The sequence below is a fragment of the Phytohabitans aurantiacus genome (genome assembly GCF_027923225.1).
GTDB lineage: Bacteria > Actinomycetota > Actinomycetes > Mycobacteriales > Micromonosporaceae > Phytohabitans > Phytohabitans aurantiacus.
Genome location: NZ_BSDI01000021.1, coordinates 79,938 through 99,456, shown reverse-complemented (window position 1 = coordinate 99,456; position 19,519 = coordinate 79,938). Strand labels below are relative to the sequence as shown.

Annotated in this window: 20 protein-coding genes; 11 read left to right on the top strand and 9 right to left on the bottom strand. The window is 72.3% G+C overall.

The genetic code is table 11. The features are described from left to right. Positions 1–46: 46 nt before the first annotated feature. Together QMG73_RS22405 and QMG73_RS22400 are read right to left on the bottom strand one after the other, a co-directional pair. Positions 47–385 (bottom strand): RNA polymerase-binding protein RbpA, encoded by a 339-nt coding sequence (locus tag QMG73_RS22405; protein ID WP_265255278.1) that lies wholly within the window; start codon positions 383–385, stop codon positions 47–49. Between the two features lie 231 nt (positions 386–616). Then, positions 617–1,723: a coiled-coil domain-containing protein gene (locus QMG73_RS22400; protein WP_281898692.1), complete on the bottom strand. Its 1,107-nt coding sequence runs from the start codon at positions 1,721–1,723 to the stop codon at positions 617–619. A gap of 83 nt (positions 1,724–1,806) precedes the next feature. Here QMG73_RS22400 and QMG73_RS22395 point away from each other — a divergent pair, with 83 nt between their 5' ends. After that, the gene (locus QMG73_RS22395) at positions 1,807–2,133 is read left to right on the top strand and encodes a PadR family transcriptional regulator (protein WP_281898691.1); all 327 of its coding nucleotides are present in this window, start codon (positions 1,807–1,809) and stop codon (positions 2,131–2,133) included. Then, complete coding sequence (gene lepB / locus QMG73_RS22390) at positions 2,130–2,804, top strand: signal peptidase I (RefSeq protein WP_281898690.1); 675 nt, start codon at positions 2,130–2,132, stop codon at positions 2,802–2,804. The genes QMG73_RS22395 and lepB overlap by 4 nt, the downstream gene beginning before the upstream one ends. Here lepB and QMG73_RS22385 read toward each other — a convergent pair. After that, positions 2,788–3,747, bottom strand: coding sequence for a helix-turn-helix transcriptional regulator (locus tag QMG73_RS22385; RefSeq protein WP_281898688.1), 960 nt, complete (start codon positions 3,745–3,747; stop codon positions 2,788–2,790). The genes lepB and QMG73_RS22385 overlap by 17 nt on opposite strands. A 42-nt stretch (positions 3,748–3,789) precedes the next feature. On the opposite strand from QMG73_RS22385, the gene QMG73_RS22380 reads away from it, so the two are divergent. The 4 genes from QMG73_RS22380 to QMG73_RS22365 all read left to right on the top strand — a co-directional run bounded on the left by QMG73_RS22380 (position 3,790) and on the right by QMG73_RS22365 (position 8,201). Next, complete coding sequence (locus QMG73_RS22380) at positions 3,790–4,884, top strand: epoxide hydrolase family protein (protein ID WP_281898685.1); 1,095 nt, start codon at positions 3,790–3,792, stop codon at positions 4,882–4,884. A 1-nt stretch (position 4,885) separates the two neighbouring features. Beyond that, positions 4,886–6,007: a winged helix DNA-binding domain-containing protein gene (locus tag QMG73_RS22375; RefSeq protein WP_281898683.1), complete on the top strand. Its 1,122-nt coding sequence runs from the start codon at positions 4,886–4,888 to the stop codon at positions 6,005–6,007. 608 nt (positions 6,008–6,615) lie between these two features. Further along, positions 6,616–7,266 (top strand): carbonic anhydrase, encoded by a 651-nt coding sequence (locus tag QMG73_RS22370; RefSeq protein WP_281898682.1) that lies wholly within the window; start codon positions 6,616–6,618, stop codon positions 7,264–7,266. A 242-nt stretch (positions 7,267–7,508) separates the two neighbouring features. Continuing rightward, positions 7,509–8,201, top strand: a complete 693-nt coding sequence (locus tag QMG73_RS22365) for a hypothetical protein (RefSeq protein ID WP_281898681.1) — start codon at positions 7,509–7,511, stop codon at positions 8,199–8,201. A gap of 46 nt (positions 8,202–8,247) precedes the next feature. Here QMG73_RS22365 and QMG73_RS22360 read toward each other — a convergent pair whose 3' ends face one another. Then, complete coding sequence (locus tag QMG73_RS22360; RefSeq protein ID WP_281898679.1) at positions 8,248–8,796, bottom strand: YdeI/OmpD-associated family protein; 549 nt, start codon at positions 8,794–8,796, stop codon at positions 8,248–8,250. Beyond that, complete coding sequence (locus tag QMG73_RS22355; RefSeq protein WP_281898677.1) at positions 8,784–9,194, bottom strand: VOC family protein; 411 nt, start codon at positions 9,192–9,194, stop codon at positions 8,784–8,786. The genes QMG73_RS22360 and QMG73_RS22355 overlap by 13 nt, the downstream gene beginning before the upstream one ends. Positions 9,195–9,236: 42 nt before the next feature. On the opposite strand from QMG73_RS22355, the gene QMG73_RS22350 reads away from it, so the two are divergent. Next, on the top strand, positions 9,237–10,211 hold the full coding sequence (locus tag QMG73_RS22350) for a helix-turn-helix transcriptional regulator (protein WP_281898675.1): 975 nt from the start codon (positions 9,237–9,239) through the stop codon (positions 10,209–10,211). 46 nt (positions 10,212–10,257) lie between these two features. Here the strand turns inward: QMG73_RS22350 and QMG73_RS22345 are convergent, their stop codons facing one another. Both QMG73_RS22345 and QMG73_RS22340 read right to left on the bottom strand, forming a co-directional pair. Further along, complete coding sequence (locus QMG73_RS22345) at positions 10,258–10,914, bottom strand: response regulator (protein WP_281898673.1); 657 nt, start codon at positions 10,912–10,914, stop codon at positions 10,258–10,260. Positions 10,915–10,923: 9 nt separating this feature from the next. Continuing rightward, positions 10,924–12,192 (bottom strand): sensor histidine kinase, encoded by a 1,269-nt coding sequence (locus QMG73_RS22340; RefSeq protein WP_281898671.1) that lies wholly within the window; start codon positions 12,190–12,192, stop codon positions 10,924–10,926. Positions 12,193–12,369: 177 nt separating this feature from the next. On the opposite strand from QMG73_RS22340, the gene QMG73_RS22335 reads away from it, so the two are divergent. After that, positions 12,370–13,056 carry an ABC transporter ATP-binding protein gene (locus QMG73_RS22335; protein WP_281898669.1) on the top strand — a complete coding sequence of 229 codons (687 nt, stop codon included), beginning with the start codon at positions 12,370–12,372 and terminating at the stop codon, positions 13,054–13,056. Continuing rightward, the gene (locus tag QMG73_RS22330; RefSeq protein ID WP_281898666.1) at positions 13,053–15,416 is read left to right on the top strand and encodes an ABC transporter permease; all 2,364 of its coding nucleotides are present in this window, start codon (positions 13,053–13,055) and stop codon (positions 15,414–15,416) included. Before QMG73_RS22335 ends, QMG73_RS22330 begins: the two co-directional genes overlap by 4 nt. Before the next feature lie 9 nt (positions 15,417–15,425). Here the strand turns inward: QMG73_RS22330 and QMG73_RS22325 are convergent, their stop codons facing one another. Beyond that, positions 15,426–16,013, bottom strand: coding sequence for a TetR/AcrR family transcriptional regulator (locus QMG73_RS22325; RefSeq protein ID WP_281898664.1), 588 nt, complete (start codon positions 16,011–16,013; stop codon positions 15,426–15,428). A 73-nt stretch (positions 16,014–16,086) separates the two neighbouring features. On the opposite strand from QMG73_RS22325, the gene QMG73_RS22320 reads away from it, so the two are divergent. Both QMG73_RS22320 and QMG73_RS22315 read left to right on the top strand, forming a co-directional pair. Then, positions 16,087–16,914, top strand: a complete 828-nt coding sequence (locus QMG73_RS22320) for an SDR family NAD(P)-dependent oxidoreductase (RefSeq protein ID WP_281898662.1) — start codon at positions 16,087–16,089, stop codon at positions 16,912–16,914. Positions 16,915–16,986: 72 nt separating this feature from the next. Continuing rightward, a complete protein-coding gene (locus QMG73_RS22315; RefSeq protein ID WP_281898660.1) occupies positions 16,987–17,550 on the top strand; it encodes a dihydrofolate reductase family protein in 564 nt (187 codons plus the stop codon). Positions 17,551–17,561: 11 nt separating this feature from the next. On the opposite strand, the gene QMG73_RS22310 is transcribed toward QMG73_RS22315, so the two are convergent. Then, entirely contained in the window at positions 17,562–18,587 is a 1,026-nt protein-coding gene (locus QMG73_RS22310; RefSeq protein WP_281898658.1) for an RNA polymerase subunit sigma-70, read from the bottom strand. Between the last annotated feature and the right edge of the window lie 932 nt (positions 18,588–19,519).

The following is a 19,519-nucleotide window of genomic DNA, read 5'->3' as shown; positions in this document are numbered from 1 at the left end:
GTAACAAAGGCGCCCCCGTCGTCGACGGGGGCGCCTTTCGTCGGGCCTAACGGCCGCGTCGGTTCCGGACCTCTTCGAGCCGCTCGGCGAGGATGTCCTCCAGCTCGGCGATCGAACGGCGCTCCAGAAGCATGTCCCAGTGCGTGCGCGGGGGCTTGGCCTTCTTCGCCTCAGGCTCGTTGCCGTCGACCAAGCGCGCGACGCTGCCGTCGAACTTGCACTCCCAGGTCGTCGGGACCTCGGCGTCGACGGCGAAGGGCACCTCGAACCGGTGACCCTTGGCGCAGAGGTACTCGCGGGTCTGTCGCGGGGCCAGCTCGGTGTTGCGGTCGGACTCGTAGCTGACTGCTCCCAGACGGCTCCCGCGCAGCATGCGCTCGCCCATGATCGGCTTTCCCCTCGGTTGTGGTGCTGGTCTGCTGGATGTAACGACAGGGGTCGGTCAGGCGATTCCCGACCGGCCCCGGGTCTGTTTCGTCATGGTGACAATTCGAGAGTAGCCGGAGTTGGATCTCGTCATCGACCGCGGGCGGCGTTCGTGGCATCTTGTCCGTTTTACGCTCCCCGTGATCATTGCGTCATTCAAGTCGCTCTTACGACTTGAATGACGCAATGATCACGGCGCGGGGGCGGGCGCCGCGGGCGCCGGGCGCAGGTTGGCCAGCGCGGCGGCCAGGTCACTGACCTGGGTGGACAGCTGCGCGACGCGGGCCTGCGCGGCGTCCCGGTCGGCGTCGGCCGCGGCGAGGCGTACCGCCAGCTCCGCCAGCCGGCCCTCGGCGGCGGCCGCGGTCTCCAGCGCGGCCCGCAAGTCGGCCCGCAGGCGCTCCCGGTCGGTGTCGGCGGCGGCCAGCTGGGCGCGGGCGTCGGCGGCCGCGGCGCCAGCGGCGTCGGCCTGCGCCTGCGCGCCGCGGGCCTGGTCAGCGGCGGTCCCGGCGTCGGCGCGCCAGCGTTCGGCCAGGGCCTGCGCCTCGGTCGCGGACCGGGTGGCGCGTTCGGCGTCGGCGCGGGCGGCGTCCCGGTCGCGGGCCGCCTCGGCCAGCTCCCGGTGGGCGGCGGCGAGCTCGTGGCGGGCACTGTCGCGTTCCTGACGCAGCGCCTGCGCCTCCCGGCGGGCCTCGTCGCGGTCCCGGTCGGCCTGGTGCCGCAGCGCGTCGGCGGCGGTCGCCGCGCGGTGCGCCTCGTCGCGGGCCGCTTCGGCCGCACTCGCCAGATCGGCTGATCGCGCGGCGGCCTCCGCCGACCGCCCGGCCTCCGCCTGAGCGGCCAGTTTTTCGTGTACCGCTTCGTCAGCGGCCCGCCGCGCGTTGGTGAGCGCCACCTCGGCGGCCCGGGCCTCCCGGCGGGCGTCGTCGCGCTCGTGTTGGGCGGCCGCCACCTGGGTGGACGCCTCGGCGCGTACGTCGGCGACCTGGGCGGCGGCCTCGGCGCGGACCTCGGCGACCTGCCGCTCCACGCCATCCGGAGACAGCTCGGCGTGCAGCGCCTCACCGAGGGTCTCGACGACCTGGTCGAGCCGGTCGACGACCTCCCAGGCGCGGGCCACCTGGCCGGCCAGGCCGGGGGCGTTGCGCTGGCGCATCCGCACGTTACGGGACGCCTTCTGGCAGGCGCCGTCGTTGTCGCGGCAGTAACGGTACGGGCGCCCGGCGGCGGCCCGCTGCGGCACCGGCCGCCCGCAGTTGGCGCACGGTCGGGTCTCGGCGGCGACATCGGTGTCCATCGCCACCGAATACTAGGCCCGGTCGGCGCCCACCCGGCGGCGCCGCGCTGGACCAGCATAGTCTCTGTATGTAGACTTTCGATATGCCGCGGAAACCGCACACCTCATCGCAGACATTGCTGCTGTTCACGGCGCTGCTGGCCGACCCCGCCCGGTGGCGGTACGGGTACGACCTGAGCCGGCAGACGGGGCTGGCCTCCGGCACCATGTACCCGATCCTGATGCGACTGTCGGCGCAGGGCCTGCTCGAGACCGCCTGGGAGCCGTCCGACGAACCCGGCCGACCGCCCCGGCACACCTACCGGCTCACCGGCGACGGCGCCGCCCTCGCCCGCGAGCGCCTGGCCGCGGCGGCGGCACGCGGCACGGCCCGACCGGCGACCCGCCCGGCCCTGGGCGGTGGCGTGTGAGCGGCGGCGCGGTACGGCGGATGGCCGGGTTCGGCCTGCGCCTGGCGGTACGGGGCCGCCGCGCCCGGGGCGGACCGTGGGGTGAGGCGGCACTGGCCGAGTTCGCGCAGACCAGCGGCCGGTGGCAGGCGGTGCGGTGGGCGGCCGGCGGCATCCGCACCGCGCTCCGCGAACGGATCCGCGGCTCGTCCCGCCGCAGCCGGCTGGTGGCCGCCGGCATCCTGGCGCTGCTGGCCCTCGCGGCCACCAGCCGGTGGGTGCTCAGCCCGGTGTACCAGCCGTCGCCGGCGATGGAACCGACCATCGAGGTCGGTGACCGCTGGCTGCTGGACCGGGTCGGCTTCCGCCTCACCGGACTGGACCGCGGCGACATCGTGGTGTTCGAGCAGGCCGTCGAGGTACCCGTGGCCGGCACCGGCCCGGACCGGATACGGGTGGCGCAGCGCGTCGTCGGGCTGCCCGGGGACCGGATCAGCTGCCGCGACGGGCGGCTGCTGCGCGACGGCGTACCCGTCGACGAGCCCTACGCCCAGGGCGTCACCGAGTGCGCGCCGCTGACCGTGCCAGCCGGAGCGGTGTACGTGCTGGGCGACAACCGGGGCGTGGCCCGCACCTGGGACCCGGTGTCGCTGGACCGGATCGAGGGCCGCCTGGTCACGAAGCTGATGTGACCGCCCGGGTGACCCGCTCGCCCAGCTTGCGCAGGTACTCGGCCAGTTCGGGCGGCTCGTGCACCTCGAAGTCGCAGCCCAGCGTCGCCAGGCGCAGCGCCAGCCACTCCAAGGTGTCGGAGTGGCTGCGTACCCGGCACGAGTGCTCGTCGATCGGCTCGACGTCGCCGGGCCGGTCACCGACCCGCCCGGCCACCTGGGCGGCCGGGGCGTGCAGGGTCACCACCGCCCGGTACACGGGGGCGAGCGCCGACAGTTGCTGGGTGACGAACGTGGCCGCGTCGTCGGCCGGCAGTTGCCGGGGCGGCACCCGCACCCCCGTGCGGGCCGGCTCCGACACCCGGTCCATCCGGAACGTGCGCCAGTCGCCGCGCTCGCTGTCGAAGGCGACCAGGTACCAGCGGCGGCCCGCCGATACCAGGCGGTGCGGCTCGACCAGCCGGTCGGTGGCGGTGCCGTCGTGTGACCGGTACCCGAAACGCAGCCGCTCGTGGGCGGTGATCGCCCCCGCGACCGTGGTCAGGGTCTCCGGGGCGACCGTGGGTCGCTCCCACGCCAGCATCGGCTCGGTGGCGGCACCGAGCGCGCCGACCCGCTGCCGCAGCCGGGACGGCAGCACCTGCTCCAGCTTGGCCAGCGCGCGTACCGAAGCCTCCTCGATGCCGTCGACGGCCTGGACGGCGCCGGTGCGCAGGCCCACCGCGATCGCCACCGCCTCGTCGTCCTCCAGCAGCAGCGGCGGCATCGCCGCGCCCGCGACCAGCTTGTACCCGCCGATCGCGCCCATCGTGGCCCGCACCGGATACCCGAGGTCGCGCAGCCGCTCCACGTCCCGCCGCACGGTGCGCAGACTGACCTCCAGGCGCTCGGCCAGCTCGCTGCCCGGCCACTCCCGGGGCGTCTGGAGCAGGGACAGCAGTTTCAGGAGCCGGCCAGAGGTCATGTGTGCCAGTATCTGACCTATATGGCCTCTAGCGTGAGAGGCATGACGCCATTTCGCATCGACATCCCCCAGGCCGACCTCGACGACCTGCGCGAACGCCTCGCCCGCACCCGCTGGACCCGGCAGCTGCCCGGCGACGGCTGGACCCGCGGCGTGCCGGTCGAGCACCTGCGCGAGCTGGCCGCGTACTGGGGTGAGGCGTTCGACTGGCGGGCCCAGGAGGCGCGGCTCAACACGTACCCGCAGTTCGTCACCGAGATCGACGGGCTCGACGTGCACTTCCTGCACGTACGCTCGCCGCGGCCGGACCCGTTGCCGCTGGTGCTCACGCACGGCTGGCCGAACTCGTTCGTCGAGTTCGTCGACATGATCGGGCCGCTGACCGCGCACGGCTTCGACGTGGTGGTGCCGTCGGTGCCCGGGTTCGGGTTCTCGGCGCCGCCGCGCGAGGCCGGCTTCACCGTGGCGCGGGTCGGCCGGATGTGGGCCGAGTTGATGCGGCGGCTCGGCTACGACCGGTACGGGGTGCAGGGCGGCGACCTGGGCGCCTACATCGCCCCCGAGGTGGCCGTCGCCGACCCGTCACACGTGGCCGGCGTGTACGTGATCGGCGGCCTGGGGTTCCCCACCGAATCGGATCGCGATGATCTCGACGAGGGCGAGCGGGCCATGCTCGACGCCCTGCTGAACGCCGACTGGACGCACGGCGTCGACCACCACGGCCTGTTGCGCGCCGCACCGCAGACCTTCGCGTACGGGTGGCACGACTCCCCGGCCGCCGCCCTGGCGTGGATGCTGCAGAAGTTCCACGACTTCAACACCGCCGGCGAGCCCCTCGACAAGGTCCTGGACCGGGACGCCCTGCTGACCAACCTCAGCCTGTACTGGTTCACCGACACCTTCGGCACCTCGTCCTGGCCCATGTACGACTCGAAGGTGTCGGCGTGGCCGCAGGGGCAGAAGGCGGTGCCGACCGGGGTGTTCAGCGGCCCGCCCGGCATCCGGCGCCTCGCCGAACGCCACAACACGATCGTGCACTGGCCGCAGACCAACACCGCCCGGCACCACTTCGTCGCCATGGAATCGCCCACCGTGATGGCCGCCGACATGGCCGAGTTCTTCGCGAAGGTGCGCTGAAATGCTTACCTGGGCGCAGGTCTGCGCGCGGCGCCTGGCACGGCACCACCTGGCGGCTCCGGCGGCGTCCGCGGCCCAGGCCGCGGCTGCCGTGGGCGGCATCCACGCCCAGATCATGTCGGCGGCCGAGGTCTCCGTGGGGCTGCGGGTCGCCGGCCTGACCAGAGCGGGGGTACGCGACGCGCTGTGGACCGAGCGCACACTGGTGAAGACCCGCGGACCCCGGTACACGGTGCACCTGCTCGCCGCCACCGACCTTCCGATGTGGACCGGCGCGCTGTCGGCACTGCCCACCCGGCGCCTCGAACTGCTCACCGACGAACAGGCCGAACTCGTCGTCGCCGCCCTCGCCGACGTGCTCGCCGATGCTGAATGGACCACCGGCGAGCTCACCGACCACGTCGTCGCCCGCACCGGATCCTGGGCCGGCGACCCGGTCATGGACGCCTTCCAGGGCAAGTGGCCCCGCTGGATCGAGGCGATGCCCCTCGCGAGCCGCCGCGGCGTCATGTGCTTCGGCGCCAACCGCGGCCGCAACGTCACCTACACCCACCCGGCACGCTGGCTGCCCGGGTTCACCCCGATGGATGCCGACGCGGCGCTCGCCGAGGTGGTCCACCGCTACCTGTACGCGTACGGGCCGGCGACACCCGCCCACTTCGCCCGCTGGATGGCGGCCCCGCCGGGTTGGGCCGCCCAACTCTTCTCGTCCCTCGGCTTCCTGGAACAGGTGACGGTCGACGGCGAGCCGGCATTCGTGATTGCCGGCGACACCGGCATGCCCGACGAGCCACCGGCCGGGGTGCGGCTGCTCCCATACTTCGACGCGTACGGAGTGGGCTGCTTCCCCCGCGAACGCGTCTTCCCCGGTCGCGCGTTCGAGCGGGCACTGGCCGGCGGGCAGGCCGGCAACTACCCGCTGCTGCTGATCGACGGCGCGGTCGGCGGGGTGTGGCACCAGCGGCGCAGCGGCAAGCGGATAGCGGTGACAGTGGAACCGTTCGGGCGGCTGAACGCGGCGCGCAAGCGTGACCTGGAGGCCGAGGTGGCAAGGATCGGCGAAATCCTGGAGGCGACCGCCACCCTGACAATCGGCGAGGTAAAAGTAGGCCCCCACGCCTAGCAGCGCCCCCGTCTCCCCCCGCCCGCCCCCCGGCCCGCCCGCGGCGGCGTGTCGCCACGCCCGGGTATGCCGATCAAGGGCGAATGCACGCGGTTGGATCTTTTTCGGCGTGTATTCGCCCTTGATCCGTGCAGATGGCCTTGATCGGCGTCGCGAGGACGGGTGCGCTGACTCGCGCCGCGCGCGTGGGGGGCGTCCGTGCTGTGCGTCCGCGCGGGCCGTGGCCTCCGGGTGCGGCGATCTTGCAGTTGTCATGGCGGAATGCCCGCTTTGGGACGTGACAACTGCAAGATCGCCGCACAGCGCGCGTCCGATCCGGACGGTGTACGTCCGGATCGGACGCCGTCCGCGCAGGCCGCTCGCGGTGCCGTACGTGCGGCGCCCGCCGCCGCGCGGCCTCGATGAGGATCGGTGGCGGACGTCGGGTCGCGGGGGGCGACGGTGGCACCCGGGGACGGGGAGGGGAGGGCGGCGCGCGCGGTTGACCGGAATCTCCCGATTCGGAGTCCAGAAGCTGAGAGGATTTTGTCGGCTGTGGCGTGCGCTACTGCGCGCCGGGAGGCCAGGCTCAAAGCTGCGAGTTACGTGACCACTTTCCAGGAGCGGCCATGATCGATCCGCACGCCGGGCACTGGCCTGAGGGCCCGCCCGTCACCCCCGACCGCGCCCTTGCCGAGCTGCGCGACGGCAACCAACGATTCGTCACCGGTACCCGCATCCATCCCAACCAGGACGCCGAGCATCGGGCGGCGCTGGCCGGGGCGCAGACACCGTTCGCGGTGATCTTTGGCTGTTCCGACTCTCGCCTCGCTGCGGAGATCATTTTCGACCGTGGGTTGGGCGACCTGTTCGTCGTGCGCACCGCCGGGCACACCATGGGGCCGGAGGTGTTGGGCAGCATCGAGTACGCGGTGACCGTGCTGCACACGCCGCTCGTGGTCGTACTCGGACACAACTCGTGTGGCGCCGTCACCGCCGCCCGCGACGCCGTGGCCGGCGGCACCCAGCCGACCGGGCACCTGCGCGCCGTCGTCGACGCGATCGTACCCAGCGTCTCGGTCGCCACCAGCCGCAACATCGACGATATCGACCAGATCGTCGACATCCACATCCAGCGCACCGTCGACCACCTGCTCGCGCACTCCCAGCCGCTGGCGCGCGCCGTCGCGGCCGGCACGTGCGCGGTGGTCGGCATGTCGTACCAGCTCGGTGCCGGCGAAGTCCGGGAGGTGGCCGGCCAGACCCGCGCGCTGCAGTAGCGGCACACCAGCCGGTCCGGCCAGCACGCTGCCTGGACCTCGGTGCTGGTGGTGCGGGCTCAGCCCTTGCCGCGCCGATCAAGGGTGATCGCATGGATCAAGGGCGAATGCACGCGGGAAAGAGATCCAACCACGTGCATTCGCCCTTGATCGGCGACGAGAGCGCGGGTCCGGCGCGCGGAGGACGCGGCGGGCGGAAGGCCGGGTGGCCGCGCGGCGGGGTGCGGGTTAGGGTGCGGGCCGTGGATCTCGTGACGTTGTGGCGGGCGGTCGGGCGGGGTGAGTTGGAGCGGGTTGCCGCCGCGGGCTGGCGTGCCTGGCCGGCGGGGGAGCCGGTGGGCGAGTTGCGGGCCAGCCTGTCGCGGGCGGTCGCCACGACGGAGGCGCGGCAGCGGCATGTGCCCGCCGATGGTGCCGGGTTCGTCACCACGTTCGACGTGCCGCGGCGGTTTCTTGAGCGGTACCCGGCGGTGGGTGGCCAGTACACGATTCCCTCCGGCGACGTCGCCGCGCTCAACGACCAGCTGTCCGGCGCGATCGTCGAGATGGCCGACTACCGCGGACCGGTACCCGAGGAGGAGCTGGACCCGGCACTGCCCGCGGCCTGGCGCGATTACCTGGCGGGGCCGTCGTGGCTGCGCCGCGGTTGGCTCGACTCCGGATGCTACCTGTGGCTGTATCCGCCAGCCGAGGGCGCCGAGCTGCTCGACGCGTGGGGCGAGCCGTCCATCGCCGCCCACCCGGGCATCGCGATCATCGGTGGCGACGGCGGCCGCGAACACCTCGCGCTCGACCTGCGCGCCGATCCCGTGCCGGTGATGATGGTCGAGATCACCAGCGGCGGCTGGGAGGGATCGGTGCGGCAGGCTCCGGACGTGGCGTCGTTCCTGGCCCGCGTCGAGGCGGGCACGTTCGACTTCACGTGGCTCCCATGATCAGGGCGTCCCTGAAGTCGCCCTAACGACTTCAGGGACGCCCTGATCACCGTGGGGTGAGGTCCGCGACGGCGCGGGCTATGAGGGCGGCGCGGCGTTCGGGGGTGCGGGCCTTCAACAACGGCAGGATCACCTGGTACCTGTCGGTGCGCCCCAACGAATCGAACGCCACCCGGGCCGGCTCGTTGGCGGCGAACGCCGCGACCAGGTCCGGTGGCACCTCGGCGGTGGCCTGCGAGGCGTACGCGGTGTCCCAGCGGCCGTCGGCCCTGGCGCGCTGGATCTCGGCCAGCCCCGGCGGACGCATCCGTCCCGCCGCGATCAGCTCCTCGGCCCGGTCGACGTTGATCCGCGACCAGGAGCTGCGAGGGCCGCGCGGCGAATAGCGTTGCACGTAGTGTTCGGCGTCGCCGCCCTTGCGCTGGCCGTCGATCCAGCCGTAGCACAGCGCCACGTCGAGGGCCTCCTTGATGCTCACCGACGGCACCGCGGCGCCCTTCTTGGCGATCCTCAGCCACACCTCCCGGTGGGAGTCGTGGTGGGCGGCCAGCCACGAATCCCACTCCGCCGCGTCGGCGCAGGTCAGGACGTCCATGCGGACTTCAGGATCTCGACGTAGTGGGGGTTGGTCATGATGCCGAGGATGTTGCCGAACGGGTCCACCACCGACGCCGTCACGAACCCAGTGTCGCCGCGCGGCCGGATCGGGTCCTGCACGGTGGCGCCCAGGGACAGCAGCCGCTCCAGGGCCGCCTCCAGGTCGTCGACGTGCCAGTACATGATCGAGCCGCCGGTGCCGGCCGCGCCCGGTGGCGCGTAGCGGGCGTCGACCAGGCCCAACTCGTGCTGGTAGTCGCCGATCCGGAACTCGTAGTACGCGGCCGGCTCGCCCACCGAGAAGTACGGCGGCACGTCGAGCACCTCCGTGTACCAGTCACGGGCGGCGGTCAGGTCGGCCGCGAAATAGTTGATCGTCGCGAATCCCTTCAACATGTCTCCTACCCTAAGAGCCGTTGCGGAACGTATCGTTCCTCAATGCAGACCTCCGTGCGGCTTTTTCGGCTGCTGTCGCTGCTGCTGGGCCGCCGCGACTGGTCGGGTGCCGACCTCGCCGGACGGCTCGGCGTCACGACCAGAACCGTCCGCAACGACGTCGAACGGTTGCGCACGCTTGGGTACCAGGTGCGCTCCACCACCGGCACCGCTGGCGGGTACCGTCTCGTGGCCGGCGCAGCCCTGCCCCCACTGCTGCTCGACGACGACGAGGCGGTGGCCGTGGCGGTGGGTCTGCGCGCCGCGGCGGCCGGCACCGTCACCGGCATCGAGGAGACGTCGCTGCGCGCCCTGGCCAAGCTCGAACAGATGCTGCCCGCCCGGCTGCGCCGCCGCGTCGACGGGCTGCGGGCCGCCACGATCTCGGTGACCGCCGGCGGGCCCACCGTCGACGCCGACGTCCTCACCACGATCGCCGGTGCCGCCCGCGACCACGAGATCCTGCGCTTCGACTATGTCAACCACGACGGGCAGAGCACCATCCGCCGCGTCGAGCCGCACCGGGTCGTGTACACGGGCCGCCGCTGGTACCTGGTCGCGTGGGACACCGATCGGGGCGACTGGCGCACGTTTCGCGCCGACCGGATCCGGCCCAGGCTCCCCACCGGCCCGCGCTTTCCCCCACGCGAGCCGCCCGAGGGCGGCGCCGTCCGGCATGTGGTGCGCGGCGCCGGCTCCCAGGCGTGGCGGTACCCGGCGACCGTGCGGCTGGCGGCCCCGCACGCCGCGATGGCCGAGCGGCTCCCGCCGGCGGCCGGGCTGCTGGAGCCCGACGGCGACGGCGGGTGCCTGTTCCATACCGGCGGCGACTCGTTGCACGACCTCGCCGGCTTCCTCGGCAGCCTGGACGTACCGTTCACCGTCCTCGACCCACCCGAACTCCGCGCCCACCTCCGCACCCTGGCCACCCGCTACGAACAGGCCGCCACCGCCCCGACCGCCCCGCTCACCCCGTGATCAGGGCGTCCCTCAAGTTGCCCTAACGACTTCAGGGACGCCCTGATCACGGGGTGAGAGGGGTTACCAGGCCGGTCTGGTAGGCGGCGACGACGGCCTGGACGCGGTCGCGCAGGCCGAGCTTGGACAGGATCCGGGCCACATGCGTCTTCACCGTCGCCTCGGACAGGTGCAGGGCGCTGGCCAGCTCGGCGTTGCTCAGGCCCTGGGCGAGCAGCTTGAGCACCTCCACCTCGCGCGGGGTGAGCGCGCCCAGGTCGCGGTGCAGGCTCTGGGCGTCGGGGTCGCGTCGGGCGAACCGCTCGACGAGCCGCCGGGTGATCGCGGGCGCGAGCAGGGCGTCGCCGGTGCGCACCATGCGTACGGCGGCGACCAGGTGCTCGGGGGTGACGTCCTTGAGCAGGAAGCCGCTGGCGCCGGCGGTCAGCGCCGCGTACACGTAGTGGTCGAGGTCGAACGTGGTCAGGATGATCACGCGGGGCTCCTCGGGCGCCCCGGTCAGGATGCGGCGGGTGGCCGCGAGACCGTCGAGTTCGGGCATCCGGATGTCCATCAGCACCACGTCGGGTTTGGTGCGGCGGACCGCGTCGACGGCCTCGACACCGGTGGTCGCCTCGGCCACCACGTCGATTCCGTCAGCGGCGAGGATCATCCGGAAGCCCGTCCTGACCAGTACCTGGTCGTCCGCGACGACAACGCGCACTGATTCTCCTCACTCGGTCTCAACCTCACTCGGTTCCAGGGGGATGACGGCACGCACCCGGTATCCGCCGGTGGGGCGCGGGCCGGCGTCCAAAGTGCCACCGTAGACGGCCAGCCGCTCCCGCAGCCCCACCAGGCCGCGGGCGTTGCCGGTGGCGGTGGCTCCGTTGGGGCGGCCGCCGTTGTCGAGCACCTCGACCCGCAGCTGCTCCGGCTCGTACACCAGCGTCACCGTCGACGTCGCGCCGGCCGCGTGCTTGACCGTATTGGTCAGCGCCTCCTGCACCACCCGGTACGCGGTCAGCGCCACCCCGTCCGGTACCGGGCGGGAGCGGCCCTCGACGCAGACGTCGACCGGCAGCCCGGCGGCGCGGACCCGGTCGATGAGGGCGTCGAGCCCGTCCAGGCCCGGCTGCGGCGCCAGGTCGGGCGCGTCCGTGGCCGGCGCCAGCAGACCCATCACGTGTCGCAGCTCCGCCATCGCGGCCCGCCCGCCGGCCTCGACCGCGAGCAGCGCCTCCCTGGCCTGGTCGGGTGCCGCGTCCATCACCTTGCGGGCGGCGCCGGCCTGGATGACCATCACGCTCACGTTGTGGGTCACCACGTCGTGCAGTTCGCGGGCGATGCGGGCGCGCTCCTGCTCGGCGGCGCGGCGTACCGCCTCGGACTGCTCCCGTTCCAGGGCCAGGGCCCGCATCCGCCAGGTACGCCGGCCCAGGCTCGCCACGACGATCGGCACCAGGATCAGGAACGTGGCGTACTTGTTCGGCACGGTCGGCAGCGCGTCGTCCTGGAACACGCTGACGGCCAGCGCCGCCACCGCCAGGCTCGCCATCGTCTGCGCCCGGTATGGGCTGTAGGCGGCGGCGCTGTAGGCGGCCACCACGCAGGCGAAGAACGTGAGCCGCGGGTGCGGGGTCACCACGGTCGCCCCGATGACCACCCAGAGCACGGCCAGCGGGTACCGGCGGCGGAACACCAACGCGCCGCAGGCCAGCAGTACCACCAGGACGGCGCCGGCTATCTCGCGGTCGTCGGTCGGCGGCATCATCGGCGCCTGCGGTGGCCGCGGGAACGGTCCGTCCTGACCGATGATCACCTCGGTCTCGTGCAGGTCCATCTCCTCGATGGCGTACCAGAGGCCCAGGACGGCCAGCAGCGCCGCCACACCGAGGTCGAACAGCAGGTTGGACAGGCTCGGCCGGGGCAGCGGGTCGAGCGGGCGCAGCAGCGAGCCGGCCGCCGCCCGCAGCCGGCCCACCAGCGTCCCGGCCGTCACGCCGACCATTCTCGCCGACCGCGCCGGTGGCGACGTCCGTCCGGCTGACTACATCGCACGGATGACGCCGGCGCGGGTCATCCGCGCGCGGTACCGGCAATGGCTCCCCGGACCGACGCGCCCGCACCCGCCGCGCCCCTAGCGTTCGGGCGGACCCCATCGAGACTGGAGAAAACCATGACGCTGATCGAGTTGCGTGCGGTGAGCCGTGCGTACGACGGCGGGCCGCCCGCCCTGAACGACGTGTCGCTGAGCGTGGCGCGCGGGGAGGCCGTCGCCATCCTCGGCCCGTCCGGCAGCGGCAAGTCCACGCTGCTCAACCTGGTCGCCGGCCTGGACCGGCCCACCAGCGGCACGGTCACCGTCGACGGGGTACGCGTCGACAAGCTCGGCGAGGCGGCCGCCGCCAAGTACCGGCGGGCCAGCGTCGGCATGGTCTTCCAGTTCTTCAACCTGATCGACGACCTGACCGTCGCCGACAACGTGGTGCTGCCCGCGCAGCTCGCCGGCGTACCGGCCAGGCAGTCCCACAAGCGGGCCGCCGACCTGCTCGACATGCTCGGCATCGGCCGGCACGCCAAGGCGTACCCGGGCCGGCTGTCCGGCGGCGAACGGCAGCGCGTCGCGGTCGCCCGCGCGTTGATGAACCGCCCCGCGCTGCTGCTCGCCGACGAGCCCACCGGCGCGCTGGACACCGCCTCCGGCGAGGACGTCAAACGGCTCCTGGTCGACCTGCACGCCGACGGCCAGACCGTCGTACTGGTGACACACGACCTGTCACTGGCCCGCGACTGCGCCACCCGCACCATCCGCCTCGTCGACGGCCGCGTCGCCGCCGACACCACCGTGGAGCCGGTCCGATGAGCAAGGGAGTGGGGCGTCCGCGGCGGGTGCCGAGCATCGCGGTCGGGGTTGCCGCCGCACTGTCGGTCTCGGCCGCCGTCCTCGGCCTCGCGCTGCTGGTGGCCTCGTCGGGACCGTTCGACAGGGCGTTCACCGGGCAGCGCGGCGCCCACCTGGCCGCGAGCTTCGACGCCGGCAAGGTCACCACCGACCAGCTGTCGGCCACCGTCCACGCCACGGGGGTGGCCGCGGTGGCCGGCCCGTACCCGACGATGGCGGTGAGCGTGAGCGTCGGCCCGAACGGCGAGTTCCGGCTGCCGCCGGTGACCGTCGTGGGCCGCGCCGAGGCCGGCGGCGACGTCGACGCGGTCACGCTCACCGACGGCCGCTGGGCGACCGCGCCGGGCGAGATCGTGCTGTCCGCGGACGGCCCGACGATCGGCGTCGGAAAGTCGCTGCGGGTACCGGACGCGCTGGGCAGCCCGACGCTCACCATCGTCGGTGTCGCCCGATCGGTCAGCCGTACCGCTGGCGCCTGGATGTCCCCGGCCGGCCTGGCCGCGTTGGGTAAGCCCACCGGGTACCAGATGCTCTATCGCCTCACGACGGCCTCGACCACCGCGCAGGTCGACGCGGGCCGCGACGCGATCGCGGCGGCCGTGCCCGACGGTGCTCTCACCGGGGCCACCTCCTGGCTGACCGTCAAGCAGGAGGCGGTGCGCACGATCGCGCTGTTCGTGCCGTTCCTGACCGCGTTCGGGGTACTCGGGCTGATCATGTCGGTGCTCGTCGTCGGCAACGTGGTGGCCGGCGCGGTCGGCGCCGCGACCCGCCGCATCGGCATCCTCAAGGCGATCGGCTTCACCCCGGCGCAGGTGGTGCGGGCGTACGTCATCCAGGCGCTGATCCCCGCCGCGGCCGGCGTCGCGGTCGGCGTCATCGTCGGCAACCTGGCCGCCGGGCCGGTGCTGACCCAGACCGAGTCGGTGTACGCGACGACGGGGCTCGCGGTCCCGCTGTGGGTCGACTTCGGGGTACCGGCCGGGGTGCTGGCGCTGGTGGCGGTCACCGCGTGGATCAGCGCGTTGCGGGCCGGCCGGCTGCGCACCATCGACGCGCTCGCCGTCGGCCGTACCCCGCACTCCACCCGCGGCCGGTGGGCGGCCCGACTCAGCGCCCGGCTGCCGCTGCCCCGGCCGATCACGCTCGGCCTGTCCCGCCCGTTCGCGCGGCCGGCGCGGGCCCTGGCGATGGTCGCGGCGATCGGGTTCGGCGCGGCGGCGGTCACGTTCGGCACCGGGCTGGCCGCCTCGCTGGCCGAAGTGCAGGCCCTGCGCAACAGCAACGCCGACGTCACCGTCGACACCATGGGCCCGCCGCAGGAAGGCCCCGAGGGCGGGCCGCCACCGCCCGGGGATGAACCGCCGCCCTCGGACTCGCAGCCGAAGGGCCGCGACCCGTTCGCCGACGGTCCCGACCCGGCCACGGTCGCCGCGGCCATCGACGCCCAGTCCGGTACCGAGAGCTTCTACGGCATGGCCCGGCAGGAGGCGGCGGTCAGCGGCCTGGCCGGTGCCGCGACCGTGTACTCGATCGTCGGCGACTCCGCCGGCTACTGGGCGCTGATCTCGGGCCGCTGGTTCGACAAGGCCGGGGAGGTCGTCGTGCCCACCACGGTGCTGACCGCCACCGGCACGAAGATCGGCGACACCCTCACCCTGAACGGCGCGGACGGCATCGTGACCGCCCGGATCGTCGGCGAGGTCTTCGACACCAGCAACGACGGCCGCAGCGTCTACACCGACGCGGCCACCTACCCCGACCGTAACCCCAACGAGTACCAGATCGCGGTCAAGCCCGGCACCGAGCTGACCAGCTACAGCAAGGCACTCGACGCCGCCGTGGACTCGCTGGGACTCAGCGCGTACCCGAGCGTCAACCGCGCCGGCGGTGACGTCGCCCTCGCGGTGACCGGCCTGGCCACCACCCTGGCGTTGATGCTCGTCGCGATCGCCGCCCTCGGGGTGCTCAACGCCGCCGTCCTCGACACCCGCGAACGGGTCCGCGAGATCGGCATCCACAAGGCGCTGGGCATGGTGCCGCGGCAGACGATCGCCATGGTGGTGGCGTCCGTGGTGGTGGTCGGCCTGGCCGGCGGCCTGGTGGGCACCCCGCTCGGCGCGGCCATGCACGCCGCGGTGATGCCCGCCATGGGCGACGTCTCCGGGCTGAAGCTGCCGCCGGTGGTGATGGACGTGTACCAGCCGGCCTGGCTGGTCATGCTCATCCTGGGCGGACTGGTGATCGCGGTACTCGGTGCCGTGCTCCCGGCCGGCTGGGCCGCCAAGGTGCGCACCGCCACCGCCTTACGCACCGAATAGCCCCTTCCCTCAGGGGCGGTGGATGGCCTGGACGGCGGTGTCGTAGAGGTCGAGCATGTCGGCCTGTCCGTCCAGGCGTACCCATTCCTCGTTGGCTACCTGCAGGCAGGTGATGGCCGCGGCCGCGATGGCGCGGGCCTGCAGGGTGCGGTGCTCGGAGTCGGGCAGCCGCGGTTCGATCAGCGGTGCGAGCAGGTTCTGCCACCGGGCTTGTTTCTCGGCGTGCCCGGCGCGGAGGGAGTCGTTGCCGAACAGCAGGGTGATGAATTCCAGGCGCGCTTCGGGAGTCATGTCGATCTCTTCCAGTACCTGGAACGCCGCGCGTAGCGCAGTCCAGGCGTCCTCGTCGGCCGGGCGTTCGGCCAAGCGGGCGGCGATCAGGTCGCCTTGTTCGGCCAGGCCGCTGAGGGCGAGGTCTTCCTTGCTGCCGAAGTAGTTGAACAGGGTCCGGCGGGAGATGCCGGCGGCGGCGGCGACCTCTTCCAGGGTGGTGTTGTCGTAGCCCTTGGTCGCGAACAGGTCGATCGCGGTCCGGGCCAGCAGGGAGCGGACCACCGAGCGGGTCTGTTCGCGAAGAGGTGTCGGTTTCTGTGCCATGCACCGATGGTATGTCATCTCACATCATGCAGTCTGTTGCACTCAGTGCAATAGCGTGCGTAGAGTGAATGGCATGAGCACAGTTGACTACCGCCACCAGACCGTCATCGTCACCGGCGCCAGCTCCGGCCTCGGCGCCGAGTTCGCCCGCCAACTGGCCGGCCGCGGCGCCGACCTGGTCCTGGTCGCCCGCCGCGCCGACCGCCTGGAAACCCTGGCCGCCGAACTCACCCAAGCCCACGGCGTCACCGTGACCACCATCGCCCGCGACCTCGGCCTACCCGATGCGGGCCGCAGTCTGCGCACCGAACTGGAATCCCGCGGCATTTTCGCGACCGGGCTGGTCAACAACGCCGGCTTCGGCACCCACGACGCGTTCACCGACGAAGACCCCGACCGGCTGCAAAGCATGATCGCGTTGAACATGGCCGCGCTGGTCGACCTCAGCCGCGCCTTCATTGGCCCGCTGACCGCCACCGGCAACGGCATCCTGATCAACGTCGCCAGCCTGCTCGGCTTCCAGCCCACCCCGTACATGGCCGTCTACGGCGCCACCAAAGCCTTCGTACTCAGCTTCACCGAATCCCTGTGGGAAGAGAGCCACGGCACCGGCCTGCGCGTGCTGGCCGTGAACCCCGGCGCCACGAGGACCGAGTTCTACGACGCCGCAGGCCAGAACGCCGACTACGGCACGAAACGGGCCGCCCCCGAGCAGGTCGTCAAGATCGCCCTGGACACCCTCGACCGCCGCTCCGCACCGCCGTCGGTGATCACCAACGGCCGGCCGCTCGCCATCGTCAGCAAGCTCCTGCCGCGCCGCACGACGGTCCGGTTCATGGGCTGGCTGGGCCGCCGTCAGCGCACCCAGACCTCTGGGCTCGCTGTCGTTCGCGAGGCCTAGATCGCGCACCGATTAGCTTTTCGCGCCGTGCCCGTCAGTACCTGTGAGATCGACTCACGAGAGGCTGAAACGATGCGGAAACTGACCTTCGCCATGAACCTGAGCCTGGACGGCTACACCGCCGCGGCCGGCGACGACCTCGGCTGGAGCGTGTCGAGCGACGAGGTGTTCCAGTGGTGGTCCGACCGGGTGGGGGCGACCGGCCTGGCGCTGTACGGGCGCAAACTGTGGGAGACGATGAGCTCGCACTGGCCGACCGCTGACCAGAAGCCTGACGCCACCCCGGCGCAGATCGAGTTCGCACGCCGCTGGCGGGACATGCCGAAGGTGGTGTTCTCCTCGACGATCGACAAGGTCGACTGGAACACCCGGCTGGTCACCGGCGACGCGGTCGCCGAGATCACCCGACTCAAGGCCGAAGACGGCGTCCCGATGGACATGGTCGGTGCCACGCTCGCCGGGGCGGCCATGCGAGCCGGGCTGATCGACGAGTACGTGCTGGTCACCCACCCGGTCCTGGTGGGCGGCGGCACGCCGTTCTTCACCGCGCTGGACAACTGGGTGAACCTGAACCTGGTGGAGACGCGGACGTTTCCCGGCGGCTTGCTGCTGACCCGATACGAGACGAGGCGATGAGCACGGGGTGTTCAGGGGACATTCTCTGCTTGCAGAGTCGGAGGCAGGTCCAGCCATGGCTTGTCGGTGGCGTCGAAACCGGTGAGCTCGGCAATCTTCCCGTCGACGATGTGCAGGAGCGCGACGGCAAACAGCCGGTACTCCGGGTCGTCGGGGGTGCGGAGGTACAGCGCGGCGGCAGGCATGCGGTTGACCGTCGTGGCGATACCGCGCCAGTCGTCGTAACCGCGCTGGAAGAGCCCACCGGTGACCCAGCCGTCCACCGCGTCCTTGGCCGTGGTGACCGAGGTTCCCGGATCGGGCAACATCGCGAAGCGCAGGTCGTCGCGCAGCAGAGACACCAGCCCGTCAAGATCGTTACGCTCGTGGGCGCCGATGTACGACTGCACCACGCCGCGCTCGTCATTCGACAGCTCGTGGGCGGCGGGGCTCCGCCAATCGAGGCGGCGGTCGGGCAGCTGCTCACGCATCGTCACCCGCGCCCGCTGCAGTGCGCTGGTCACCGACGCGACGGTCAGCTCGAGTGCCTCGGCGGCCGTCGGCGCCGGCCAGCCGAGGACGTCGCGCAGGATGAACACCGCCCGCTGCCGCGGCGGCAGGTGCTGGACGGCGACGATGAACGCCAGCTCGATCGTCTCCCGCGCCACCACCGATTCCTGCGGGTCCTCGGGGAGCATCCGGTCGGGGTAGGGCTGCAGGTACAGCACATCGGAGCCGGAGTCCGGCAGCTCGGACAGTACGGGCGTGCGGTCGTTGCGCTTCTCCAGGAAGTCGAGGCAGGCGTTCGTCGCGATCCGGTACAGCCAGGTCCGCAGCGCCGCGTGGCCCTTGAACGACTCACGCTTGTTCCACGCTCGCAGGAACGTCTCCTGCGTCATATCCTGGGCGTCCTCGTAGTTCGCGAGCATCCGGTAGCAGTGCACCTGCAGCTCACGCCGGTGGCGCTCGGTCAGGACCGCGAACCGCGCCGCATCGCCTGAGCGGACCGCCGCGATGAACGTGGCCTCGTCGGCGCCCAGCCGTCTGGCGTCGGTCATGCCGTCAATCCTTCCACCGGGGCCGCATCGACGCGCTGCGACCCACGCGCTGGGCCGCGCGGCCTTTCCCCGCCGATCCGCTGCTCCGCCGCGCGGGCCTTGCGGCCTTTCCCCGCCGATCAAGGGCGAATGCACATGGTTGGATCTCATTTCCGCGTGCTTTTGCCCTTGGTCGATGGAGATCTCCTTGATCGGCGACCGCCGACGGCGGTCGCCATCGCCGGCGGCGTCTCCCGGGAGACCGCGCCCGCTACGCGGGACGCACCCCGGAGACCCCGCGGCGCAGCCGGAGCGGTTCGAGCCGCATCCGAAGCGGCGGATGCGGGGTAAGGGCATAGCCGCCGGCAGCAGGATCAACCGCGACGTGATACCGGCCTGCCTCCGTGATCCGGCGGAGGCAGGCCTTACTCACCGACGCCATGCCCGTCGACCGCGCGCCAGCCACAACGCCGCGGGTTCGATGCCAGGACGCCGGGCTGTGAACGTTTGTGGCTGCTGGAGCAACCACAAACGTTCACAGCCCGAGCGGTCCCTGCCGGCCGGACGGCATCAGTGGCACGCGGCACCAACTCTTCGGTCGGATTACTGGATTGCTATTACCGGTAATCCAGTAATCCGAAAACGGACATATGGACGCCGCGCGAGCGCGCACCATAATGACGGTTATGTGATGTGGGTAAGGTGCCGCTTGGGGTACGCGAGCGTCCCTCAGGTCCCGTCGGCGGGCGCCCCTGACCGGCTGAGCCGGGCCATGCCCGACAGCACCCGCCGCGCCTACACCGGCGACCTGCGCCGCTTCCTGTCCTGGTGCGCCGACCGTAAGGGTGCTTCCGGCGGCCCATCTACCTCAGTGACGACGAGCGGCTCGCCGACGCGCTGCGGCAACTACTCCAGCAGCACGGCGATCTGTGCGCCGGCGCAGCCCCGCTGCG

Bases quoted from the DNA above. Each gene is read 5' to 3' on its own strand.
- QMG73_RS22380 (WP_281898685.1), top strand. From the start codon at position 3,790: ATGACGCCATTTCGCATCGACATCCCCCAGGCCGACCTCGACGACCTG.
- QMG73_RS22385 (WP_281898688.1), bottom strand. From the start codon at position 3,747: ATGACCTCTGGCCGGCTCCTGAAACTGCTGTCCCTGCTCCAGACGCCC.
- QMG73_RS22330 (WP_281898666.1), top strand. From the start codon at position 13,053: ATGAGCAAGGGAGTGGGGCGTCCGCGGCGGGTGCCGAGCATCGCGGTC.
- QMG73_RS22370 (WP_281898682.1), top strand. From the start codon at position 6,616: ATGATCGATCCGCACGCCGGGCACTGGCCTGAGGGCCCGCCCGTCACC.
- QMG73_RS22405 (WP_265255278.1), bottom strand. From the start codon at position 385: ATGGGCGAGCGCATGCTGCGCGGGAGCCGTCTGGGAGCAGTCAGCTAC.
- QMG73_RS22375 (WP_281898683.1), top strand. From the start codon at position 4,886: ATGCTTACCTGGGCGCAGGTCTGCGCGCGGCGCCTGGCACGGCACCAC.
- QMG73_RS22335 (WP_281898669.1), top strand. From the start codon at position 12,370: ATGACGCTGATCGAGTTGCGTGCGGTGAGCCGTGCGTACGACGGCGGG.
- QMG73_RS22320 (WP_281898662.1), top strand. From the start codon at position 16,087: ATGAGCACAGTTGACTACCGCCACCAGACCGTCATCGTCACCGGCGCC.
- QMG73_RS22310 (WP_281898658.1), bottom strand. From the start codon at position 18,587: ATGACCGACGCCAGACGGCTGGGCGCCGACGAGGCCACGTTCATCGCG.
- QMG73_RS22355 (WP_281898677.1), bottom strand. From the start codon at position 9,194: ATGTTGAAGGGATTCGCGACGATCAACTATTTCGCGGCCGACCTGACC.
- QMG73_RS22350 (WP_281898675.1), top strand. From the start codon at position 9,237: ATGCAGACCTCCGTGCGGCTTTTTCGGCTGCTGTCGCTGCTGCTGGGC.
- QMG73_RS22400 (WP_281898692.1), bottom strand. From the start codon at position 1,723: ATGGACACCGATGTCGCCGCCGAGACCCGACCGTGCGCCAACTGCGGG.
- QMG73_RS22325 (WP_281898664.1), bottom strand. From the start codon at position 16,013: ATGGCACAGAAACCGACACCTCTTCGCGAACAGACCCGCTCGGTGGTC.
- QMG73_RS22395 (WP_281898691.1), top strand. From the start codon at position 1,807: ATGCCGCGGAAACCGCACACCTCATCGCAGACATTGCTGCTGTTCACG.
- QMG73_RS22315 (WP_281898660.1), top strand. From the start codon at position 16,987: ATGCGGAAACTGACCTTCGCCATGAACCTGAGCCTGGACGGCTACACC.
- QMG73_RS22360 (WP_281898679.1), bottom strand. From the start codon at position 8,796: ATGGACGTCCTGACCTGCGCCGACGCGGCGGAGTGGGATTCGTGGCTG.